The 18,605-nt window shown below is 64.8% G+C and carries 14 protein-coding genes and 2 pseudogenes; 12 read left to right on the plus strand and 4 right to left on the minus strand.

The annotated features are described in order from the left end of the window. Positions 1 to 283 precede the first annotated feature (283 nt). Both AC1DEM_RS15260 and metE read left to right on the plus strand, forming a co-directional pair. Positions 284 to 1,270: a methylenetetrahydrofolate reductase gene (locus AC1DEM_RS15260; protein WP_476885151.1), complete on the plus strand. Its 987-nt coding sequence runs from the start codon at positions 284 to 286 to the stop codon at positions 1,268 to 1,270. A gap of 46 nt (positions 1,271 to 1,316) precedes the next feature. Continuing rightward, positions 1,317 to 3,650 carry a 5-methyltetrahydropteroyltriglutamate--homocysteine S-methyltransferase gene (gene metE, locus AC1DEM_RS15265; protein WP_476885152.1) on the plus strand — a complete coding sequence of 778 codons (2,334 nt, stop codon included), beginning with the start codon at positions 1,317 to 1,319 and terminating at the stop codon, positions 3,648 to 3,650. 161 nt (positions 3,651 to 3,811) lie between these two features. Here the strand turns inward: metE and AC1DEM_RS15270 are convergent, their stop codons facing one another. Continuing rightward, complete coding sequence (locus tag AC1DEM_RS15270) at positions 3,812 to 4,318, minus strand: DUF2004 domain-containing protein (protein WP_476885153.1); 507 nt, start codon at positions 4,316 to 4,318, stop codon at positions 3,812 to 3,814. Positions 4,319 to 4,416: 98 nt separating this feature from the next. Here AC1DEM_RS15270 and AC1DEM_RS15275 point away from each other — a divergent pair. Beyond that, positions 4,417 to 5,811, plus strand: a pseudogene (locus tag AC1DEM_RS15275) (aldehyde dehydrogenase family protein). On the opposite strand, the gene AC1DEM_RS15280 reads toward AC1DEM_RS15275, so the two are convergent. Together AC1DEM_RS15280 and AC1DEM_RS15285 are read right to left on the minus strand one after the other, a co-directional pair. Continuing rightward, entirely contained in the window at positions 5,808 to 6,029 is a 222-nt protein-coding gene (locus tag AC1DEM_RS15280; RefSeq protein ID WP_476885154.1) for a hypothetical protein, read from the minus strand. The pseudogene AC1DEM_RS15275 and the gene AC1DEM_RS15280 overlap by 4 nt on opposite strands. 84 nt (positions 6,030 to 6,113) lie before the next feature. Then, positions 6,114 to 7,034, minus strand: coding sequence for a LysR family transcriptional regulator (locus AC1DEM_RS15285; RefSeq protein WP_476885155.1), 921 nt, complete (start codon positions 7,032 to 7,034; stop codon positions 6,114 to 6,116). Positions 7,035 to 7,289: 255 nt separating this feature from the next. Between AC1DEM_RS15285 and AC1DEM_RS15290 the strand changes: the two genes are divergently transcribed. The 8 genes from AC1DEM_RS15290 to nrdF all read left to right on the plus strand — a co-directional run bounded on the left by AC1DEM_RS15290 (position 7,290) and on the right by nrdF (position 16,088). Continuing rightward, entirely contained in the window at positions 7,290 to 8,669 is a 1,380-nt protein-coding gene (locus AC1DEM_RS15290) for an NAD(P)/FAD-dependent oxidoreductase (protein ID WP_476885156.1), read from the plus strand. Continuing rightward, on the plus strand, positions 8,666 to 9,430 hold the full coding sequence (locus tag AC1DEM_RS15295; protein ID WP_476885157.1) for a DUF1365 domain-containing protein: 765 nt from the start codon (positions 8,666 to 8,668) through the stop codon (positions 9,428 to 9,430). The genes AC1DEM_RS15290 and AC1DEM_RS15295 overlap by 4 nt, the downstream gene beginning before the upstream one ends. 2 nt (positions 9,431 to 9,432) lie before the next feature. Next, a complete protein-coding gene (locus AC1DEM_RS15300; protein WP_476885217.1) occupies positions 9,433 to 10,878 on the plus strand; it encodes a class I SAM-dependent methyltransferase in 1,446 nt (481 codons plus the stop codon). 410 nt (positions 10,879 to 11,288) lie between these two features. Further along, the gene (nrdH, locus tag AC1DEM_RS15305; protein ID WP_018773329.1) at positions 11,289 to 11,534 is read left to right on the plus strand and encodes a glutaredoxin-like protein NrdH; all 246 of its coding nucleotides are present in this window, start codon (positions 11,289 to 11,291) and stop codon (positions 11,532 to 11,534) included. 89 nt (positions 11,535 to 11,623) lie between these two features. Further along, complete coding sequence (gene nrdI, locus AC1DEM_RS15310) at positions 11,624 to 12,121, plus strand: class Ib ribonucleoside-diphosphate reductase assembly flavoprotein NrdI (RefSeq protein ID WP_476885158.1); 498 nt, start codon at positions 11,624 to 11,626, stop codon at positions 12,119 to 12,121. A 44-nt stretch (positions 12,122 to 12,165) separates the two neighbouring features. Beyond that, positions 12,166 to 14,286, plus strand: a complete 2,121-nt coding sequence (gene nrdE / locus AC1DEM_RS15315) for a class 1b ribonucleoside-diphosphate reductase subunit alpha (RefSeq protein WP_476885218.1) — start codon at positions 12,166 to 12,168, stop codon at positions 14,284 to 14,286. A gap of 33 nt (positions 14,287 to 14,319) precedes the next feature. Beyond that, entirely contained in the window at positions 14,320 to 15,117 is a 798-nt protein-coding gene (locus AC1DEM_RS15320; RefSeq protein ID WP_476885159.1) for an NUMOD3 domain-containing DNA-binding protein, read from the plus strand. Next, positions 15,114 to 16,088, plus strand: a complete 975-nt coding sequence (gene nrdF / locus AC1DEM_RS15325; RefSeq protein WP_476885160.1) for a class 1b ribonucleoside-diphosphate reductase subunit beta — start codon at positions 15,114 to 15,116, stop codon at positions 16,086 to 16,088. The genes AC1DEM_RS15320 and nrdF overlap by 4 nt, the downstream gene beginning before the upstream one ends. Positions 16,089 to 16,856: 768 nt before the next feature. Here the strand turns inward: nrdF and AC1DEM_RS15330 are convergent. Further along, a pseudogene (locus tag AC1DEM_RS15330) lies at positions 16,857 to 17,319 on the minus strand (transposase); the annotation flags it as partial. A gap of 211 nt (positions 17,320 to 17,530) precedes the next feature. Between AC1DEM_RS15330 and AC1DEM_RS15335 the strand changes: the two are divergent. Next, the gene (locus AC1DEM_RS15335; protein WP_476885161.1) at positions 17,531 to 18,370 is read left to right on the plus strand and encodes an abortive infection family protein; all 840 of its coding nucleotides are present in this window, start codon (positions 17,531 to 17,533) and stop codon (positions 18,368 to 18,370) included. Positions 18,371 to 18,605 lie beyond the last annotated feature (235 nt).

Here is an 18,605-nt window from a genome sequence, read left to right on the forward strand (position 1 = left end):
AGGGCCCCGCGGCCGGGCCTAGAGTTCTATACAAGTTACCTCAGTAACGTGTCAGCGATCCTCCGCTGAAGGCCGTCCCCAGGGCGGTCCAGGAGGGTGTGGGTGCCCCCATGTGGGCCTGACATTTGCTCACGGACAACTTCGTTTCAGGCGTACCAGTCGCGGCTGCGCCCTGCTGAAGTTCCCTCCGTGTTCCCCAAACTCCATTCACTGACGGCGGTTCCGTTTCCGGTCATCCGGGTTACCGGTCTTCTGTCGGCAGTGTTCACAGCCAAGGACGCAAATGTCACCACCAAGCCTGATCGATACCCATCCCAATCTTGCCGGCGCGGCCCCTGTCGCGCTGTCCTACGAGCTGTTCCCGCCGCGGTCGCCCGCGGCCGCCGAATCCCTCTGGACCACCATCGGCGAATTGGAAGCCACGGACCCGGACTACGTGTCCGTGACCTACGGGTCCAACGGGTCCAACCACGGCACCGCCCTGGACCTGATCAACCGGCTCGTGCAGGAAACCACGCTGCGGCCCCTGGCCCACCTGACCTGCGTCGGTAACTCCCCGCAGGAACTGGCGGAGATCATCGGCGACCTGCTCGACGTCGGCGTCCGCGGCATCCTCGCCCTGCGCGGTGACCGGCCCAAGGACGGCGCCACCCCGCCGCCGGGATCGCTCCGCTACGCCCAGGACCTGATCGAACTGATCCGCCGGGTGGAGCAGCGCCGCTCGGCGCTGCTGTGCGCCGGCAAGGTCGCGGTCGGCGTCGCCGCCTACCCGACCCGGCACCCGGAATCCCCAAGCGAGGCGCACGACGTCGAGGTGCTGCTGGCCAAGCAACGCTCCGGCGCCGACTTCGCCATCACCCAGGTCTTCTTCCACACCGAGCAGTACGCCGACCTCCTGACCCGGGCACGCCGGGCCGGGGTGACCATCCCGATCATTCCCGGGGTCATGCCGCTGACCAGCCTCCGGCGGCTCGCCCGGCTGGGCGAACTGACCGGCGTGGAACCGGCGCCCGAACTCATCGATCGCCTCGCGGCCGCCGACACCGATGCCGAGCGGACCCGGATCGGCGTCAGCGCCACGGTTGACCTCGCCAACGCGGCCCTGGCCGCTGGTGCCCCCGGCATCCACCTGTACACGTTCAATGAACACGCCGCGGCCCTGGACGTGCTGGACAAACTCGCCCTGCCCCGGCCGCACCGCGGGAACGGGCACGGCGCCGGCCGTGCCAATGCCTCCCGGCGTGCCGCCAGCGCCCAGCTCGCCAGCTGAGCACCCCACCTTCGTCATCTGTCAACGACAACTTCAAGGACTTCCCATGACTGACCTTCCCATCACGCCCTTCCCGTCCGCCTCGATCCTCGGCTACCCCCGCATCGGCCGCCGCCGCGAGCTCAAGAAAGCCGTCGAGGCCTACTGGGCCGGCAAGATCGACGCCGCAGCCCTGGACGCCGCCGCCAAGGAAATCCAGATCGGCACCGCCAAGCGCCTCCAGGGCCTGGGCCTGACCGAAGCCGCGGCCGTCCCCGGCACCTTCTCCTACTACGACCAGGTGCTCGACGCCGCCGCCCACCTCGGCGCCGTGCCGGCCCGCTTCGGGAACCTCCTCAACGCTGAGGGACAGCTCGGCATCGACGGCTACTTCACCCTGGCCCGCGGCAACAAGGAACAGCAGCCACTGGAAATGACCAAGTGGTTCGACACCAACTACCACTACCTCGTGCCGGAAATCGGCCCGGAGACCAACTTCGCGCTGACCTCCAACCGGATAGTCGAGGAATTCGAGTACGCCCTCGCCAACGGTGTGGAAACCCGCCCGTACATCGTCGGCCCGGTCACGTTCCTCCTGCTGAGCAAGGCCTCCGACGACGCCCCGGCCGGCTTCAGCCCGCTGTCCCGCCTCGAGGACATCCTCCCCGTCTACACCGCACTGCTTCAGAAGCTCGCCGCCGCCGGCGCCAGCTGGGTCCAGCTCGACGAGCCCGCCCTCGTGGTGGACCAGGACACCCCGGCCGTGGAAGTCCAGGCCGCCGTCGCCCGCTCCTACGAGGCCCTCGCCGCCGCGGCGCAGCGCCCGCAGCTGTTCGTCTCCACCCCGTACGGCGCGCTCAACGGCCAGCTCGGCACGCTCGCCGCCACCGGCATCGACGCCCTGCACGTGGACGTCTTCAAGGGCGAGGTCCCGTCCGCCGCGGCCCTCGCCGCGCTGGGCAACAAAACCCTCGTTGCCGGCGTCGTGGACGGCCACAACATCTGGCGCAACGATCTTGCCGGCTCCGCCAAGAAGATCGCCGAACTGAAGAAGTCGGTGGCTAAGCTGGCCGTCAGCACGTCCACTTCCACCCAGCACGTCCCGCACGACGTCGACGAGGAAGTCCAGCTGTCCGAGCAGCTGCGCAGCTGGCTGGCTTTCGCCGACCAGAAAGCCGTTGAAGTTGTCACCCTGGCCGGTCTGCTGACCGACGAGGCTGCCGTCCAGCCCGCCATCGACGAGGCCACCCGCGTCATCGCCTCCCGCGCCGAGGCCGAGGGCGTCCGCCGCGGCGACGTCCGGGCCCGCACCGCCGCCCTGACCGACGCCGACTTCAGCCGCTCCGCCTACGCCGTCCGCGAGGCAGCCCAGGAGAAGGCGCTGCACCTGCCGCCGCTGCCCACCACCACCATCGGCTCCTTCCCGCAGACCTCGGAAATCCGCACCGCCCGGGCCCGCGCCAACCGCGGCGACCTCACCACGGAGCAGTACGAGCAGCTGATGAAGGAAGAGATCAAGCGCGTCGTTGAGCTGCAGGAAGAGCTCGGCTTCGACGTCCTGGTCCACGGCGAGCCTGAGCGCAATGACATGGTCCAGTACTTCGCCGAGAACCTCGAAGGCTTCGACGTCACAGTGCACGGCTGGGTCCAGTCCTACGGCTCGCGCTGCACCCGCCCGTCCATCCTGTGGGGCGATGTCACCCGCAGCGCCCCGATCACGGTGGAATGGGCCAAGTACGCGCAGTCCCTGACCAACAAGCCGATGAAGGGCATGCTCACCGGCCCGGTCACCATCCTCGCCTGGTCCTTCGTCCGCGACGACCAGCCGCTCGGCGAGACCGCCAACCAGGTGGCCCTGGCCCTTCGCGACGAGATCGCCGACCTCGAAGCCGCCGGCATCAAGGTCATCCAGGTGGACGAGCCCGCCCTCCGCGAGCTCCTGCCGCTGCGCAAGGCCGACCAGGCCGCGTACCTGGACTGGTCCGTGAAGTCCTTCCGCCTGTCCACCGCGGGCGCCGCTGACGCCACCCAGGTCCACACCCACCTGTGCTACTCCGAGTTCGGCGCCATCATCGACGCGATCGACGGCCTCGACGCCGACGTCACCTCGATCGAGGCCGCCCGTTCCCGCATGGAGGTTGTGCACGACCTCGAGTCCCACGGCTTCGGCCGCGGCGTGGGCCCGGGCGTCTACGACATCCACTCGCCCCGCGTCCCGGGCGAGCAGGAAGTCACCGAGCTCCTGAGCACCGCGGTCAAGCACGTCCCGTCCCGCCAGCTCTGGGTCAACCCGGACTGCGGCCTGAAGACCCGCGGCTACGCCGAGACCGAAGAGTCCCTGCGCAACCTGGTCACGGCCACCAAGACGGTCCGCGCCGAACTGCTTCAATCCGCCAAGTAAGCAGTCGCCAAGTAACCCGCTTTACTCACAAGCGACGCCGGCCGGTCACCTCACAAGGTGGCCGGCCGGCGTCGTACGTTCTTCGTCAGCGATTGCTGAGTAGCCGCCGTTGTGAACGCTCAAAAGGGCGCCTGCGGAGCACTCGATTCAGGATTCCCGGGTCAGGATTCCCAGAGGATTTCGTCGTCGACGACGCCGTCCTCATCCGCGGAGGCGACGAGGACCTCGTCGGTGAAGTGCTGGCCCAGCGTGAAGTCCAGGACGAAGTAGCGTTCCGGCTGGCCGGGGTAGATGCCCACGTGGCCCAGCTTGAGCGCCTTGAGGAAGACCTCGTCGGTGAGCTGGCTCTTGTTCTCGACGCCGAAGACCTTTTTGAGGTGTTCGTCCTTGATCGCGTTGCAATGGAAGTGGCGGTACTCCTGCGGGCTGGTGCCTTCCTGGTCCAGTTCCTCGGCGATCATTTCGCGGACCTGGTCCACGAGTTCGGGTAGGAAGCGCAAGCGGTAGTCAACTTTATGCATGGCCGCTTCATCGAAATGGTCATGCGCGTTGACATTCAAGTCAAGTTCCACGGTCTGGCCCGCCAGCTCATGCGTGGCGGTGAGATTATGGTCCCTTCCGTGATTGAGCTCGACCTCGCCGAAGTGCTTGCTCGCTACCTTGTTCATATGTTCAACATAGTCCTGAAAACCGGACCATTCCAGCGTTGGATGGGTTTTATCCGGTACCGGACCGGCGGACATCCGTGTGACTGTACATTGATCGGATGCAGCATGTAACCTCGCCCGTCGTCCGCGCCCGGGCCGTGTTCGACGCCGGGACCACCCGTCCGCTCACGTGGCGGCTGGAGCAGCTCCGCCAGCTTCGGCGCCTGCTGGCGGAACGGCACAGGGACTTCGCCGAGGCCCTCGCCACGGACGTGGGCAAGCACCGCACGGAGGCGCAACTGGCGGAGATCGGGTTCGTCGACGCCGAGGCGGCACATCTGGAACGGCACCTCGAAGGCTGGCTGCGGCCCCGTCGCGTGCCGGTGCCGCTCGCAGTGCAGCCGGCCCGTGCCTGGACCGAACTCACGCCGCTGGGCGTGGTGCTGGTGATCGGGCCGTGGAATTACCCGGTGCAGCTGCTGCTCGGTCCGCTCGCCGGCGCCCTGGCCGCGGGGAACACCGTGGTGCTCAAGCCGAGCGAACACGCCCCGGCCACGTCGGCCGTGCTGGCCCGGTGGATGCCCGAATACCTGGCCGGCGCCGTCGAGGTGGTTGAGGGCGGCATCCCGGAAACCACGGTGCTGCTGGCCGAACGCTTCGACCACATCTTCTTCACCGGGGGAGAGGCTGCTGCCAAGGTGGTGATGCGCGCGGCGGCCGAGCGCCTGACCCCCGTGACGCTGGAGCTCGGTGGCAAGTCCCCGGCCTATGTCGATGCGTCCACGGACCTGGCCACGGCAGCCAAGCGGATCGCCTGGGGCCGGTTCATGAATGCCGGGCAGACGTGCGTCGCCCCGGACTACGTTCTGGCCCGGGAGGAAGTCCTGGAGCCGCTTCAGGCCGAGCTGATCAGGGCCGTTGCGGCGCTCTTCGGGACGGACACTTCGGCGAGCCCGTCCTAAGGCCGGATTGTCGATAACCGCCACTTTGCACGGCTCGCTGCCCTCGCCGACGCCAGCACCGTGGTGCACGGCGGACAGCGCGACGCCGCCAGCCGCTACTTTGCGCCCACCCTGCTGCGGCCGGCGCCCGGTGACGCCGTCATGGCGGAAGAAATCTTCGGACCGCTGCTGCCGCTGGTGCCCGTGCGCGGGCTGGACGGGGCTATCGAGGAGGTCAACGGCCGGCCCAATCCGCTGGCCCTCTACGTCTTCAGCAAGGATCCGGCCACCCGCCGCGCCTTCGCCGAGCGGACCTCGTCCGGGGCGCTGTGCTTCGACGTTCCGGCGGCCCACCTGTCCGTTCCCGGGCTGCCCTTCGGCGGGGTCGGCGGCAGCGGCATGGGGGCCTACCACGGGGAACATTCGGTGCGGACGTTCTCGCATGAGCGCTCCACCCTGGACAAGCCGCTGTGGCCGGACACGCTGGAACTCATCTACCCGCCGTACACCCGGACCAGGCACCGGATCATCGACGCGCTGGTGGCGCCGGTCGGAAAGCGGATCAGGTCCTAGCCGGCTTCCACGCCGTCCCATTCGACCTCGACCCAGCGCGTCCCCTCGTCGTCCCAGGACTCCGAGTGGCCCAGCAGGGCTATGTCATCGAAGCTCACCTCGATGCCATGGCGCTTCAGGGTGTCCCGGAGTTCCTCGGTGGCGGCGCGGACGGCCGCGGCGATTACTTCGGGGTTGTCGGAGGCGACAGGCCGGGAGGCTGAATAGCTTTTGTTCATGGACCCCATCCTTCTCGATCGGGCTCCGCAGCGAAACCCTCTTTAGGCCCTTCAGCGCAGGCCTCTAAGCTGAGCCCGTTCGGCTCAGTCCTGTCGTGCGGCGCCGAGCCGGTGCATCGTCTCGGCCAGCAGTTCCACGAACAACTGGACCTGGGCGGTCCGCTTCTCGTTGAGCAGCAGGGCGAAAACGTTCCGGGCCAGCCGGATCTCCGGGACATCGAGGACCACCACGCCGGTCGGCCGGTGCCGCAGGGCGAGTTCGGGGACCAGCGCGGCGCCGAGCCCGGCGGCCGCCATCTCCAGGCTGGCGTGGAAGTCATCGCTGTAGGCCACCACGCGGGGGTGCAGGTTGCAGCTCGCGAAGAGGCGTTCGATCACCGTGGCGTCGGACGTGCCCGGGTGGTGCATGATCCACGGCATGTCCGAGAGATGCGGCGCGGCCACCTTGGAATCCGTGCCGATGCCCCAGGCCGCCGGCAGCACCACCCGGAAGTCGTCGTCGCCGATCCACTGCCGGTCCACGGTGTGCGGCCAGGCGAGGCCGGACTGTCCCACCTGGTACACCAGGGCCACGTCGAGTTCGCCGCCGGTCCGCAGCCCCTGGATGGTCTGGGCCGGTTCCGCGACCGAGACCCGCAGATCGATGCCGAGCTTCTTCCAGGCCGGGTTCTGCAGGATCGGCGGCAGCACATAGGTGGCGAGGCTCGGGAAGATGCCCAGCCGCAGCTCCTGGCTGGGGCTCTCCTGCGCCCGGGAGGCGGCGGCCATGAGCGTCTCGATGTCCGTCAGCACCTTGGCAGCGTGCCGCGTCATCACGACGGCGGCCTCCGTCGGCTGGATGCTGCGGGCCCCCCGCTGGAACAAGGTGACGCCGGTGTCGCGTTCCAGCGCCGACATCTGCTGGGAGACGGCCGAGGCCGTGTAGCCGAGCCGGGCCGCGGCGGCCGCAAACGATCCCAGCCGGATCACTTCCACGAGGGTCCGCAGATGGACGGGGTTGATCAAGGGCTGCCCTTCGCCTGGTAGCGGTCCGCGGAGCCGGGACCGGAATTCCCGCTTCATTGTGGCATATCCGGCCGTCCCCGGGCCCCAGCCAGGCTTCGGATGCCGGCGCCACAGGCACCGCACTGAAAGCCGAACCGAAAAATGCGGAATTCATACTCATCCGGCCGCCCGGCAGCAACGAATTGCCCACAAGAGAGTTCGGGGTAGACAGCATCTCGCCCTAATCAACAGGCGCTAAACAACAGGAGCAGACCAGTGTCGCAAGCAGCAGGGATTCCGGCAGGCCGGCGCGTCGCCGTCATCGGCAGCGGAGTGGCGGGGCTGACCGCCGCGTACGTGCTGAACGGGCAGGACCGGGTAACCCTCTTCGAGGCGGACGACCGGCTCGGCGGCCACGCCCACACCCACGATGTGCCGCAGCAGGGCGGGCCCACTCTGGGCGTGGACACCGGCTTCATTGTCCACAACGAGCGGACCTACCCCACGCTCCTGCGTCTGTTCGCTGAGTTGGGTGTCGAAACACAGGACTCGGAAATGAGCATGTCCGTCCGCTGCGACGGCTGCGGCCTGGAATACGCCGGCGCACGGCCGAAGGGGAGCGGCATCATTCCCCGGCCGGCCACCTTGCTGCGCGGCCGCTACCTGCTGATGCTTCTGGAAGTCACCCGGTTCCACCGCCGGGCCCGCGCCCTGCTGGCGGAACCCGCCACAGGCGCCGGCATAGGCACCGGCACGGCAGCGGGAGACGAACTCACGCTGGGCGACTTCCTGGCCCGGGAGAAATTCAGCCGCTACTTCATCTCGCATTTCATGACCCCCGTGGTCAGCGCCGTCTGGTCCTGTGACCCCACCACCGCGCTGGCCTACCCGGCCCGCTACCTCTTCACCTTCCTGGGCCACCACGGCCTGCTCGGGGTCAAGGGCTCGCCGCAATGGCGGACAGTCACCGGCGGCTCGCGCAGCTACGTCGACAAGGTGGCCGAGACCCTGTCGGACATCCGGCTCGCCAGCCCCGTCACCACGGTGCACCGGCACGCCGACGGCGTGGACGTCACGTCCGCGCTGGGTGCCGGTACCGTGCGGGAGACCTTTGACGCCGTCGTCATCGCCACGCACCCGGCACAGGCCCTGCGCATGCTCACCGGCGCCTCGGCCGCCGAGCGGGCCGCCCTGGGCGGCATGCCGTACTCGGTGAACCAGACGGTCTTCCACCGCGACCAAGCCGTGCTGCCCGCCAGCCCCAACGCCCAGGCCTCCTGGAACTACCGGCTGCCGTCCTGCGACGCCCGGCCGGACAAGGTCCTGGTCAGCTACGACATGACCCGGCTGCAGCGGCTCGAGCCGGCGGACGGCGGCCGGTACATCGTCAGCCTCGGCGAGTCCGAACTGATCGACGACGCCGCGGTCCTGGACCGGATGGTGTACGAGCACCCGCAGTACACCCCGGAGTCGCTGCAGGCGCAGCAGCGGATCCTGGGGCTCGGCGACGAGCGCCTGGCCTTCGCCGGCGCGTACCACGGCTGGGGATTCCACGAGGACGGCGCCTTGTCCGGCCTCAAGGCCGCCGCCCGGCTGGGCCGTGCCTGGGAGCCGCTCCCGGTCACTGTTCAGCCGGCCACAGCGGAGGCACCATGAGCGCGCAGGGCTCCAAGGATCAGGCGGCCATCTACCGCACCGTCATCTCGCACGTGCGGCGCACCCCGCTGCGCAACGCCTTCACCTACCGCAGCTACAGCTGGTATGTCGACGTCGACCACCTCCCGCAGCTCCCGCGCCTGCTCCGGCCGCTGGCCGGCTTCCGGGTTGAGGACCACCTGGGTGTTCCGGACGGCACCCTGCGCGGCAACGTGGAACGCTACCTTGCCACTCAGGGGATCGGGCCCGCGCAGGGGAACGGGCTCGACGGCGGACGGATCACCATGCTCGCCAGCGCCCGGGTGCTCGGGCACGTCTTCAACCCGCTGAGCGTGTTCTGGTGCCATGACGCTGCCGGTGAGCTGCGCTGCGTCGTCGTCGAGGTCCACAACACCTATGGGGAGCGGCACTGCTACCTCCTCCAAACGGACGGCGCGGGCCGTGCGAGCGTCCCGAAGGCCTTTTACGTCTCGCCGTTCAACGACGTCGACGGCGAGTACCGCATGAAGCTCCCCGAACCCGGCGAACGGCTCGCCGTATCGATAGTCCTGGAACGGGAGGGCCAGCAGCCCTTCATCGCCACCATGGACGGTGTCCGCCACAAAGCCACCCTGCGGAACATCGCGTCCGCGGCGCTCGCGGTACCCCTGGCCCCGCTGCGTGTCGCGGCGCAGATCCGCTGGCAAGGCATCAGGCTGTGGGCGCGCCGCCTGCCCATCATCAAGAAACCACACCACCCTTCACAGGAGGCAGTTCAGTGACAATGACCGAAGCGACCGGATCCGGTACGGGTCGGGCAGAGGGCACCACGCGCAGCAGCGCGGCAAACGGCAGCGCCGCAAACGGCACGGCCGTAAACGGCGGCGCCGTAAACAGTAGGGTGCCTTACACAGTTCCCCAGCCGCCCGTCACCATCGACGCCGCCATCTGGCCCAGCATCGCGGCGGTGCCCTCAAGCCTCAAGGCCCGTGTGGCCGGACGCGCTGCGGACGCAATCTTCAAGGCTGCCGTGCGCAGGCTGCCGCTTGAAGTTCGGTACCCGGACGGGACAGTCTTGGGCAAAGCCCCCTCGGACCCGGCTCCCGCTCGCGCCGCCTACCCCGTCATGACCATCAACCGGCCGGAAGCCTTCGCCACCCGGCTCGGCGACGGCGGCCTGATCGGCCTGGGCGAGTCGTTCATGGCCGGTGACTGGGACGCCGATGACCTCACCGCCGTCATGGAGGTGTTCGCCTCCCGCGTCGGCACGTTGGTGCCCGAGCCGCTGCAGAAGCTGCGCGGCCTCTACCTGCCGCACCAGCCGCGCAGGGAGCGGAACACCGAGAAGAACACCCGCTCCAACATCTCGCGGCACTACGATCTCTCCAACGAGCTCTTCGCCTCGTTCCTGGACAGCACCATGACGTACTCCAGCGCCCTCTTCCCCGAAAGCGGCGACGCCCTGCGGAACGTGCCGTGGGACGGGCTGGCTGCCGCCCAGCAGGCCAAGATCGACCGTCTGCTGGACAAGGCCGGTGTGAAGGAAGGCACCCGCGTCCTGGAAATCGGGACCGGCTGGGGCGAGCTGGCCCTCCGCGCCGCCGCCCGCGGCGCCACGGTGTACTCCGTGACCCTCTCCAGCGAACAGCAGGAACTGGCCCGCCAGCGCGTGGCCGGGGCCGGCTACGCCGACGCCGTCACGATCGAACTCAAGGACTACCGCGCGGTGGAGGGCGAGTACGACGCCGTCGTCTCGGTCGAAATGATCGAGGCCGTCGGCTTCGAATACTGGGCCACGTACTTCCAGACCATCGAGCGGGTCCTGGCCCCCGGCGGCAAGGTGGCCATCCAGGCCATCACGATCGCCCACGACCGGCTCATGGCCACCCGCACCAGTTACACCTGGGTGCACAAGTACATCTTCCCCGGCGGGGTCATTCCGTCCGTCCGCGCCATCGAAGAGATCACCGAGAAGCAGACCGGACTGCGGGTCCGCGAACGCCTCGCCATGGGCGAACACTATGCCCAGACCCTGCGGCTCTGGGAGGAGCGGTTCATGGCCCGCGCGGACGAGGTCGGGGCCATGGGCTTCGACGCCGTCTTCCAGCGGATGTGGCTGTTCTACCTGTGCTACTCCCGGGCAGGTTTTGAAACGGGCTACCTTGACGTGCAGCAGATCGTGCTCGACCACGCTTCTACGAAGAGTGCCGCCACCAAGGGCGCTATCTGACCGCGGGGTGTTAGAACAATCACGATCCGTTTGAGGCGGGCACCAGGGTGCCCGCCTCTTTCGTGTGCCCGGACACCAGATGTAGTGTCCGGCGCCACCGTGGTGCCTACTGGCGGAGGGGCGCGACACGCCGTCTGCGGTGCGACACGCGGGGGTGATTAATGTGAATAACTACTGCACAGGGTGTGGATTTCGTCCGCCAAAATGGCTGAAATCCGGACATTTGGAGGGCCCCCTCCTGTGGATTAAAGGTGGGTTAAATGACATACTTGTAATACATCATCTTGGGGTCCGCATGAGGCTCTTGCACTACATGTAGTATCGACATACAGTTCCAGCAGAGCATCAGGGCGGGACAGCCGGAGCCGGGATAGCGCTCCACAGAAGACTTCAACAAAGGGGACAGGACCATGACCGTTACGGTTTACACGAAGCCGGCCTGCGTTCAGTGCAACGCGACCTACCGCGCGCTGGACAAGAAGGGCATCGCTTACCAGAGCGTCGACATCTCCCAGGATGCTGAGGCCCTTGAGCGCCTGAAATCCCTGGGCTACATGCAGGCCCCCGTCGTCGTCACCGACCAGGATCACTGGTCCGGTTTCCGTCCGGACAAGATCGAAGAACTGGCGCAGGCCGCCGCCGTCGCTGTAGCCTGAAACGCTCCGTAGCCTGAAATTCCCAATACTCTGAAACGCTCAGGGGCGCCGCTACCAGGCAAGAATTCACGGTAGATGAGGTGACCACCATGGTTGTAACAACAGATGATCGGGTGGCTGCCGCGGCTGACAGCGGGGAAGCGGTCAGCACAGCGGCTCCCGAGCTAACGCACTGCCGCCTCATCTACTTTTCCTCCACCTCCGAAAACACGGCACGCTTCGTTGCGAAGCTGGGCGTCGACGCCGCCAGGATCCCCCTCTACCTGCGGGACGCTCCACTGGTGGCCCGGGAGCCCTACGTGCTGGTGCTGCCGACCTACGGCGGCACCGGGGGAGAGGGATCTGTTCCAAAGCAGGTCATCAGGTTTTTGAACGACCCGGGCAACCGGAAGCTGATCCGCGGAGTGATCGGCGCAGGGAACACCAACTTCGGGGACAACTACTGCATGGCCGGCGACATCATCGCCGCCAAGTGCAAGGTCCCGCACCTATATCGCTTCGAACTCATGGGGACGCCGGAAGACGTCAACCGCGTACAACAAGGATTGGAAGAGTTTTGGACACGACTGTCGCAGACACAGCAGTAACTGAGGGCGCAGGCACCGCCGTCGAAAAGCAGGAAAAGCACGAGATGCCGGCCGCCTACAAGGGCCTGGGCTACCACGAGCTCAACGCCATGCTGAACCTCTACGGCCCCAACGGAGAGATCCAGTTCGAGGCCGACCGCGAGGCCGCGCACCAGTACTTCCTGCAGCACGTGAACAACAACACCGTGTTCTTCCACGACCTCGAGGAAAAGCTCGACTACCTCGTCAAGAACGAGTACTACGAGCGCGAAACCCTCGACCAGTACACGATGAACTTCATCCGCGAGCTCTACAACCGCGCGTACAAGAAGAAGTTCCGCTTCGAGACCTTCCTCGGCGCGTTCAAGTTCTACACCTCCTACACACTGAAGACGTTCGACGGAAAGCGCTTCCTGGAGCGCTACGAGGACCGCGTCTGCATGGTGGCCCTGCACCTAGCCCGCGGCGACGAGAAGCTCGCCACCCAGATGGTAGACGAGATCATCGAGGGCCGCTTCCAGCCGGCCACCCCGACGTTCCTGAACGCCGGCAAGAAGCAGCGCGGCGAGCTGGTCTCCTGCTTCCTGCTCCGCATCGAAGACAATATGGAGTCGATCGGCCGCTCCATCAACTCCGCGCTGCAGCTCTCCAAGCGCGGCGGCGGCGTGGCCTTCGCGCTGACCAACATCCGCGAGGTCGGCGCGCCGATCAAGCAGATCGAGAACCAGTCCTCCGGCGTCATCCCCGTGATGAAGCTCCTCGAGGACAGCTTCTCCTACGCCAACCAGCTCGGTGCCCGCCAAGGGGCCGGCGCGGTGTACCTGCATGCCCACCACCCGGACATCTACCGCTTCCTGGACACCAAGCGCGAGAACGCGGACGAGAAGATCCGCATCAAGACCCTCTCGCTCGGCGTCGTCATCCCGGACATCACCTTCGAGCTGGCCAAGCGGGACGAGGACATGTACCTGTTCTCCCCGTACGACGTCGAAAAGGTCTACGGCATGCCGTTTTCCGACGTCTCGGTCACCGAGAAGTACTACGAGATGGTGGACGATTCCCGGATCAAGAAGACCAAGATCAAGGCGCGCGAGTTCTTCCAGACCCTCGCCGAGATCCAGTTCGAATCCGGCTACCCGTACATCATGTTCGAGGACACCGTGAACCGGGAAAACCCGATCGACGGCAAGATCATCATGTCCAACCTGTGCTCCGAGATCCTCCAGGTCTCCCAGCCCACCACGTACCACGATGACCTGTCCTACGACCAGACCGGCAAGGACATCTCCTGCAACCTGGGCTCGCTGAACATCGCCAAGGCCATGGACTCACCGGACTTCGGCCTGACCATCGAGACGGCCATCCGGTCTCTCTCGGCCGTCTCGGACATGTCCAACATCACCTCGGTGCCCTCGATCGCCCGCGGCAACGACCAGAGCCACGCGATCGGCCTCGGCCAGATGAACCTGCACGGCTACCTGGCCCGCGAGCGGGTGCACTACGGCTCCGAAGAGGGCCTGGACTTCACCAACATCTACTTCTACTCGGTGGTGTTCCACGCGGTCCGTGCCTCCAACCTGTTGGCCATCCAGACCGGCCAGACCTTCGGTGGCTTCGAGAAGTCCAAGTATGCCTCGGGTGAGTTCTTCGACAAGTACACCAACCAGGAATGGGTCCCGCAGACCGAAAAGGTTGCCGAGCTGTTCAAGAACATCCACATCCCCACCCAGGATGACTGGCGCGAGCTGAAGGCCTCCGTCATGGAGCACGGCATCTACAACCAGAACCTGCAGGCTGTGCCGCCCACCGGCTCGATCTCCTACATCAACAACTCCACCTCCTCGATCCACCCGGTGGCGTCCAAGATCGAGATCCGTAAGGAAGGCAAGCTGGGCCGCGTCTACTACCCGGCGCCGTACCTGACGAACGACAACCTGGAGTACTACCAGGACGCGTACGAGATCGGCTACGAGAAGGTCATCGACACGTACGCCGCAGCCACGCAGCACGTGGACCAGGGCCTGTCCCTGACACTGTTCTTCAAGGACACCGCCACCACGCGCGATATCAACAAGGCCCAGATCTACGCCTGGAAAAAGGGCATCAAAACCATCTACTACATCCGTCTCCGCCAGCTCGCGCTGGAAGGGACCGAGGTGGAGGGGTGCGTGAGCTGCGCGCTATGACAACCAAAATCGGTTGATTTAGTGAGGGTTGAAATGATGGAAACGGCGACGACGGCGACGGGCGGCTTGGTCTACGGCATCCGGCTTAGGCGGGAGGCCGAGTACCGCTACGTCGGTATCACCACCAAGACGGCCAGTCGTCGTTTCCATCAGCACTTTCGCGTTGCCGCCGAGGGGCGCAAGACGCCCTTCTACGATTGGCTCCGGAAGCATGATCGCTCTGAGGTTATAGCCGATGAACTGGACTGGATCGAAGGGCTGCCAGAGCTGGGGCAGGCCGAGATCGAGTGGATCAGCTACCTGCGGCGCGAGGGGGATCGGCTCCTGAACCTGTCAGAGGGTGGATTGGGGCCGACTGGAGTGGTGTGGACGGAAGCCATGAGAGAAGCCGCACGTATTCGTTCTACGGGCCGCAAGATTGCCAGGGAGTCCGGCGCTGGGGCTTCTTTCTACGGCAAGAACCATAGCTTGGAGCAGCGGGAGAAGTGGTCGCGGGAACGCAAGGGGAGCTACTCGGGTCCGGAGAATCCCAACTTCGGAAAGTTCGGTCCTGAGCATCCAAGCTACGGGCACACCATGAGCGAGGAATCCCGCGCGGCGTTCTCCGGGTCAAGGAAGGGTGCCGGCAACCCGAACTTTGGGAAGAAAGCCAGCGCCGAAACCCGTGCGAAAATGTCAGCAGTACGGAAAGGCGTCCCCAAGCCATCCAGCCGACGCAGTGCCCACACCAGACATCACACCAACAAAGGCATCGAGAAAGCCGACTGCAGCTTCTGCATCGAGGACTCGGCCAAACCAAGTCTCTCTTCAGAAAGCGAGTCGGAGTCATGACAGAAAAAGTAAAGCTGCTGAGCCACGTCGAGGCGATCAACTGGAACCGCATCCAGGACGAGAAGGACGTCGACGTCTGGAACCGACTGGTCAACAACTTCTGGCTGCCGGAGAAGATCCCGCTGTCCAACGACGTGCAGTCGTGGGCGACGCTGACCCCGGACGAGCAGCAGCTCACCATGCGCGTGTTCACGGGCCTGACCCTGCTGGACACCATCCAGGGCACCGTCGGCGCCGTCTCGCTGATTCCGGACGCCCTCACCCCGCATGAAGAGGCCGTCTACACGAACATCGCGTTCATGGAGTCCGTGCACGCCAAGAGCTACTCCTCCATCTTCTCCACGCTGGCCTCCACCAAGGAGATCGACGAGGCGTTCCGCTGGTCCACCGAGAACGAAAACCTTCAGAAGAAGGCCCAGATCGTCATGGACTACTACCAGGGCGACGACCCCCTGAAGCGCAAGGTGGCCTCCACGCTGCTTGAGAGCTTCCTGTTCTACTCGGGCTTCTACCTGCCGATGTACTGGTCCTCCCGGGCCAAGCTGACGAACACGGCCGACCTGATCCGCCTCATCATCCGCGACGAGGCCGTGCACGGCTACTACATCGGCTACAAGTTCCAGAAGGGCCTCGAGGGCCTGTCCGACGAGCGCAAGCAGGAGATCAAGGACTACACGTTCGAGCTGCTCTTCGAGCTGTACGAGAACGAGGTCCAGTACACGCACGACCTCTACGACTCCGTCGGCCTGGCCGAGGACGTCAAGAAGTTCCTGCACTACAACGCCAACAAGGCCCTGATGAACCTGGGCTACGAGGCCATGTTCCCGGCCTCCGTCACCGACGTGAACCCGGCGATCCTCTCGGCCCTGTCGCCGAACGCTGACGAGAACCACGACTTCTTCTCTGGCTCGGGTTCCTCTTATGTGATTGGCAAGGCTGTCAATACTGAGGATGACGACTGGGATTTCTAGGTCTGTGTAGACAGACAGGCGACTTGGTCCTTTGGACAAACCAAAAGGTCCTTGGACAAACTAAACGGTCTTTTGGTCCTTTGTGTGAGTGTGAGATGTCGACCTAATTGGAAGAATGGCGCCCCACTTGGAAGAAACGCATCGCTTAGTTGGAAGTCTTCCAAGTAGATGCCGTTAAAGCGGCCCTGCACGGTAAATCATGCAGGGCCGCTTCGCGCGCTTGCATCACCCGGATAATCTCGCACGCCACCTGCAGTTCGCAGAATCCTGGACATTCGGCCTGGTCGGCCGGCAGTGCGCGCAATGAAATTTCGTTGAGGACGACATCGACCCCGCAGAGGGTACGTTGAGCTGCCTACCGGGTTATGCGCATCATCCTGCGTGATATTCGGACGCCACTTCGAGTGGAAGCCTTGTGTATATAGTCACACTCCACCGCATAGCCATTGTGGTTCTTGCCATGAGCCCGATGATCTACCTACCGTACTTCAGCGTCGACGCCGTCGCCCTCCAGCCGAGCCACCCGCGTGTCCAGTTCGCCCGAAGATTAACAATTCCGAGTCTAGATTTTCCGATTGTTAACAATTGTTAATTTGGAAGCAGTCGCACCCAAGCTTCCCCTGGGACCTGAGTAACTTCACTGCTTGGGACTGCCCCGGGTTTACTTGACTCCTGACTTGTGACGATTCGTTCCTCGCAGCAAGGATGTTCACATACAGAAGCCTTTCCCCTCGGGACTATTTCATTAACGGTATAGCCGCGGTTTCATTAGTAGTTTTCAGCAGCCGGGAATCGGTTGCTGGAAGTGATGGCGAAGGCGTTTAAAGCGGGCTTCCAACGCAGGGCCCATCGCGTCTTGCCGGCACCGGTCGGATCGAGGGATCTGGTGACCAGATGCAAGCACCTTAGCGCGGCCTGCTCGGCGGGGAAATGACCGCGGGCCTTGACGGCGCGCCGGTACCTGGTGTTGAGGAATTCGATGGCGTTGGTGGAGCAGATCGCGCGGCGGATTTCCACGTCGTAGTCCAGGAAGGGGATGAACTCTCCACGCGTTTTCCCAGAGCCGCACGATCGGCCCGTATTTCTTGCCCCAGCGCTCCGCGAGCTTCTCAAACGCTGCCCGCGCGGCCACGGCGTTCGGCGCCGTGTAAAGGGGCTTCACATCCCGTTTGAGGGCGTCCCAGTCCTTCTTCGAGGCCAGCCGGAAGGTGTTGCGGATCAGGTGAAATAATTCAGGTGCGGTTGGAGGCCGGAGTGGACGGACATTCCTGAGTTGGCGGACGCTGACGGCGAGTGACACAACTGCGTGGTGCCGATTCCCACGACATGGGACACGTTGGCTTTTTTGCACCGTACGGGCTTGGCCATCAGGATCCTTATCCACGCCCCGCCTTAGTGGTACAAATTTGAAGTGAGGGGCCTTATAAGGCAGTGTTCAGATCATGACCACACCACCTATCAGCCAGGAAATCGGAGCAGCTCTCGCTCGGTTCTTCTTTGGCGGAAGCGGCCCCTCGCATTCCAAGCTGACTCGCATATTCATGGCTGGTGGCTACGGTGACGATGATCCCTACGTTCCTCCCCTATACGGAAAACCGGGAACACCCAACAAGGAGCAACGAGTCCTTCAAGTATTTGCAACAGCGGTGCGCAAGCCAGTGGGTGCAAAGCGGTTGGTGGAGGCCATGCTGACTGATCTTCGAGTGTTTGGCTCATTCACATCGGATCACCCAAATTACAGTGCTGAGGCTGTGAAGTCTGCACAGCGAGCTTTCTCGCGCAGTGGTTGGCTTCTGGGAGATGACGGACTTTTAACGCCCATGGCCGGGATCGACGTGTCCACAGGCGGAAGGCATGCTCTCGACGAGCAGCTAGCACGGCTTCGTCGCAGTACGGAAGATCCCGGAGCCCTTCTGGGGACTTCTAAAGATCTTCTGGAGGCTGTTGCAAAGTTTGTACTCCAGGAGATGGGTCTACCGCTGTCTGGGAAGGAGACTTTCAACCATCTCTGGTACCTCTCGCGGGAGCGTCTAAACCTGCTCCCGCAAAATGTGGATGCGAACGTCCCTGGGCATGAGTCTGTGCGTGCTGTGCTCCAATCTGCTTGGGCTATTGCAGATCAGGTCAATGAGCTTCGTAAGATCCAGGGAGCAGGCCATGGACGAACCCTGCCGACAGGGGTTACCCGGGAGTTGGCCCTTCTCGTGGTTCGTGAGTCGTGCAGCGTTGCGGAGTTTATGCTCACTTCGCTTGACCGCCAGCTCGGGCGCCGAGCGGAATAGCAAGCAGCTGGACTAACCGCGCAATCGAGAGTCACCTCCAGCTAGGAGGACGCATGCTCTCTTCTGTGCGCTGGGGTTGTATGAGAGCTGCGGGACCAGCTCGGCCCCGCAGCTTTGCCTGCCGTAGTTACTACCAGGGACAGTAGGTGTACTCATTCATCTTCCATCATCCCTATCGCCTCTGTCGGGGCCGACGCTGCGCTTCTGACCCGGATCTCTCTGACCATCCGCCAGT

The sequence above is a fragment of the Arthrobacter sp. 05T420 genome, from assembly GCF_056396305.1.

What these genes read in the sequence shown, in the direction of transcription:
- AC1DEM_RS15260 (WP_476885151.1), top strand. Translation starts at nt 284, where the DNA reads ATGTCACCACCAAGCCTGATCGATACCCATCCCAATCTTGCCGGCGCG.
- metE (WP_476885152.1), top strand. Translation starts at nt 1,317, where the DNA reads ATGACTGACCTTCCCATCACGCCCTTCCCGTCCGCCTCGATCCTCGGC.
- AC1DEM_RS15270 (WP_476885153.1), bottom strand. Translation starts at nt 4,318, where the DNA reads ATGAACAAGGTAGCGAGCAAGCACTTCGGCGAGGTCGAGCTCAATCAC.
- AC1DEM_RS15280 (WP_476885154.1), bottom strand. Translation starts at nt 6,029, where the DNA reads ATGAACAAAAGCTATTCAGCCTCCCGGCCTGTCGCCTCCGACAACCCC.
- AC1DEM_RS15295 (WP_476885157.1), top strand. Translation starts at nt 8,666, where the DNA reads ATGAGCGCGCAGGGCTCCAAGGATCAGGCGGCCATCTACCGCACCGTC.
- AC1DEM_RS15300 (WP_476885217.1), top strand. Translation starts at nt 9,433, where the DNA reads ATGACCGAAGCGACCGGATCCGGTACGGGTCGGGCAGAGGGCACCACG.
- nrdH (WP_018773329.1), top strand. Translation starts at nt 11,289, where the DNA reads ATGACCGTTACGGTTTACACGAAGCCGGCCTGCGTTCAGTGCAACGCG.
- nrdI (WP_476885158.1), top strand. Translation starts at nt 11,624, where the DNA reads ATGGTTGTAACAACAGATGATCGGGTGGCTGCCGCGGCTGACAGCGGG.
- nrdE (WP_476885218.1), top strand. Translation starts at nt 12,166, where the DNA reads ATGCCGGCCGCCTACAAGGGCCTGGGCTACCACGAGCTCAACGCCATG.
- AC1DEM_RS15320 (WP_476885159.1), top strand. Translation starts at nt 14,320, where the DNA reads ATGATGGAAACGGCGACGACGGCGACGGGCGGCTTGGTCTACGGCATC.
- nrdF (WP_476885160.1), top strand. Translation starts at nt 15,114, where the DNA reads ATGACAGAAAAAGTAAAGCTGCTGAGCCACGTCGAGGCGATCAACTGG.
- AC1DEM_RS15335 (WP_476885161.1), top strand. Translation starts at nt 17,531, where the DNA reads ATGACCACACCACCTATCAGCCAGGAAATCGGAGCAGCTCTCGCTCGG.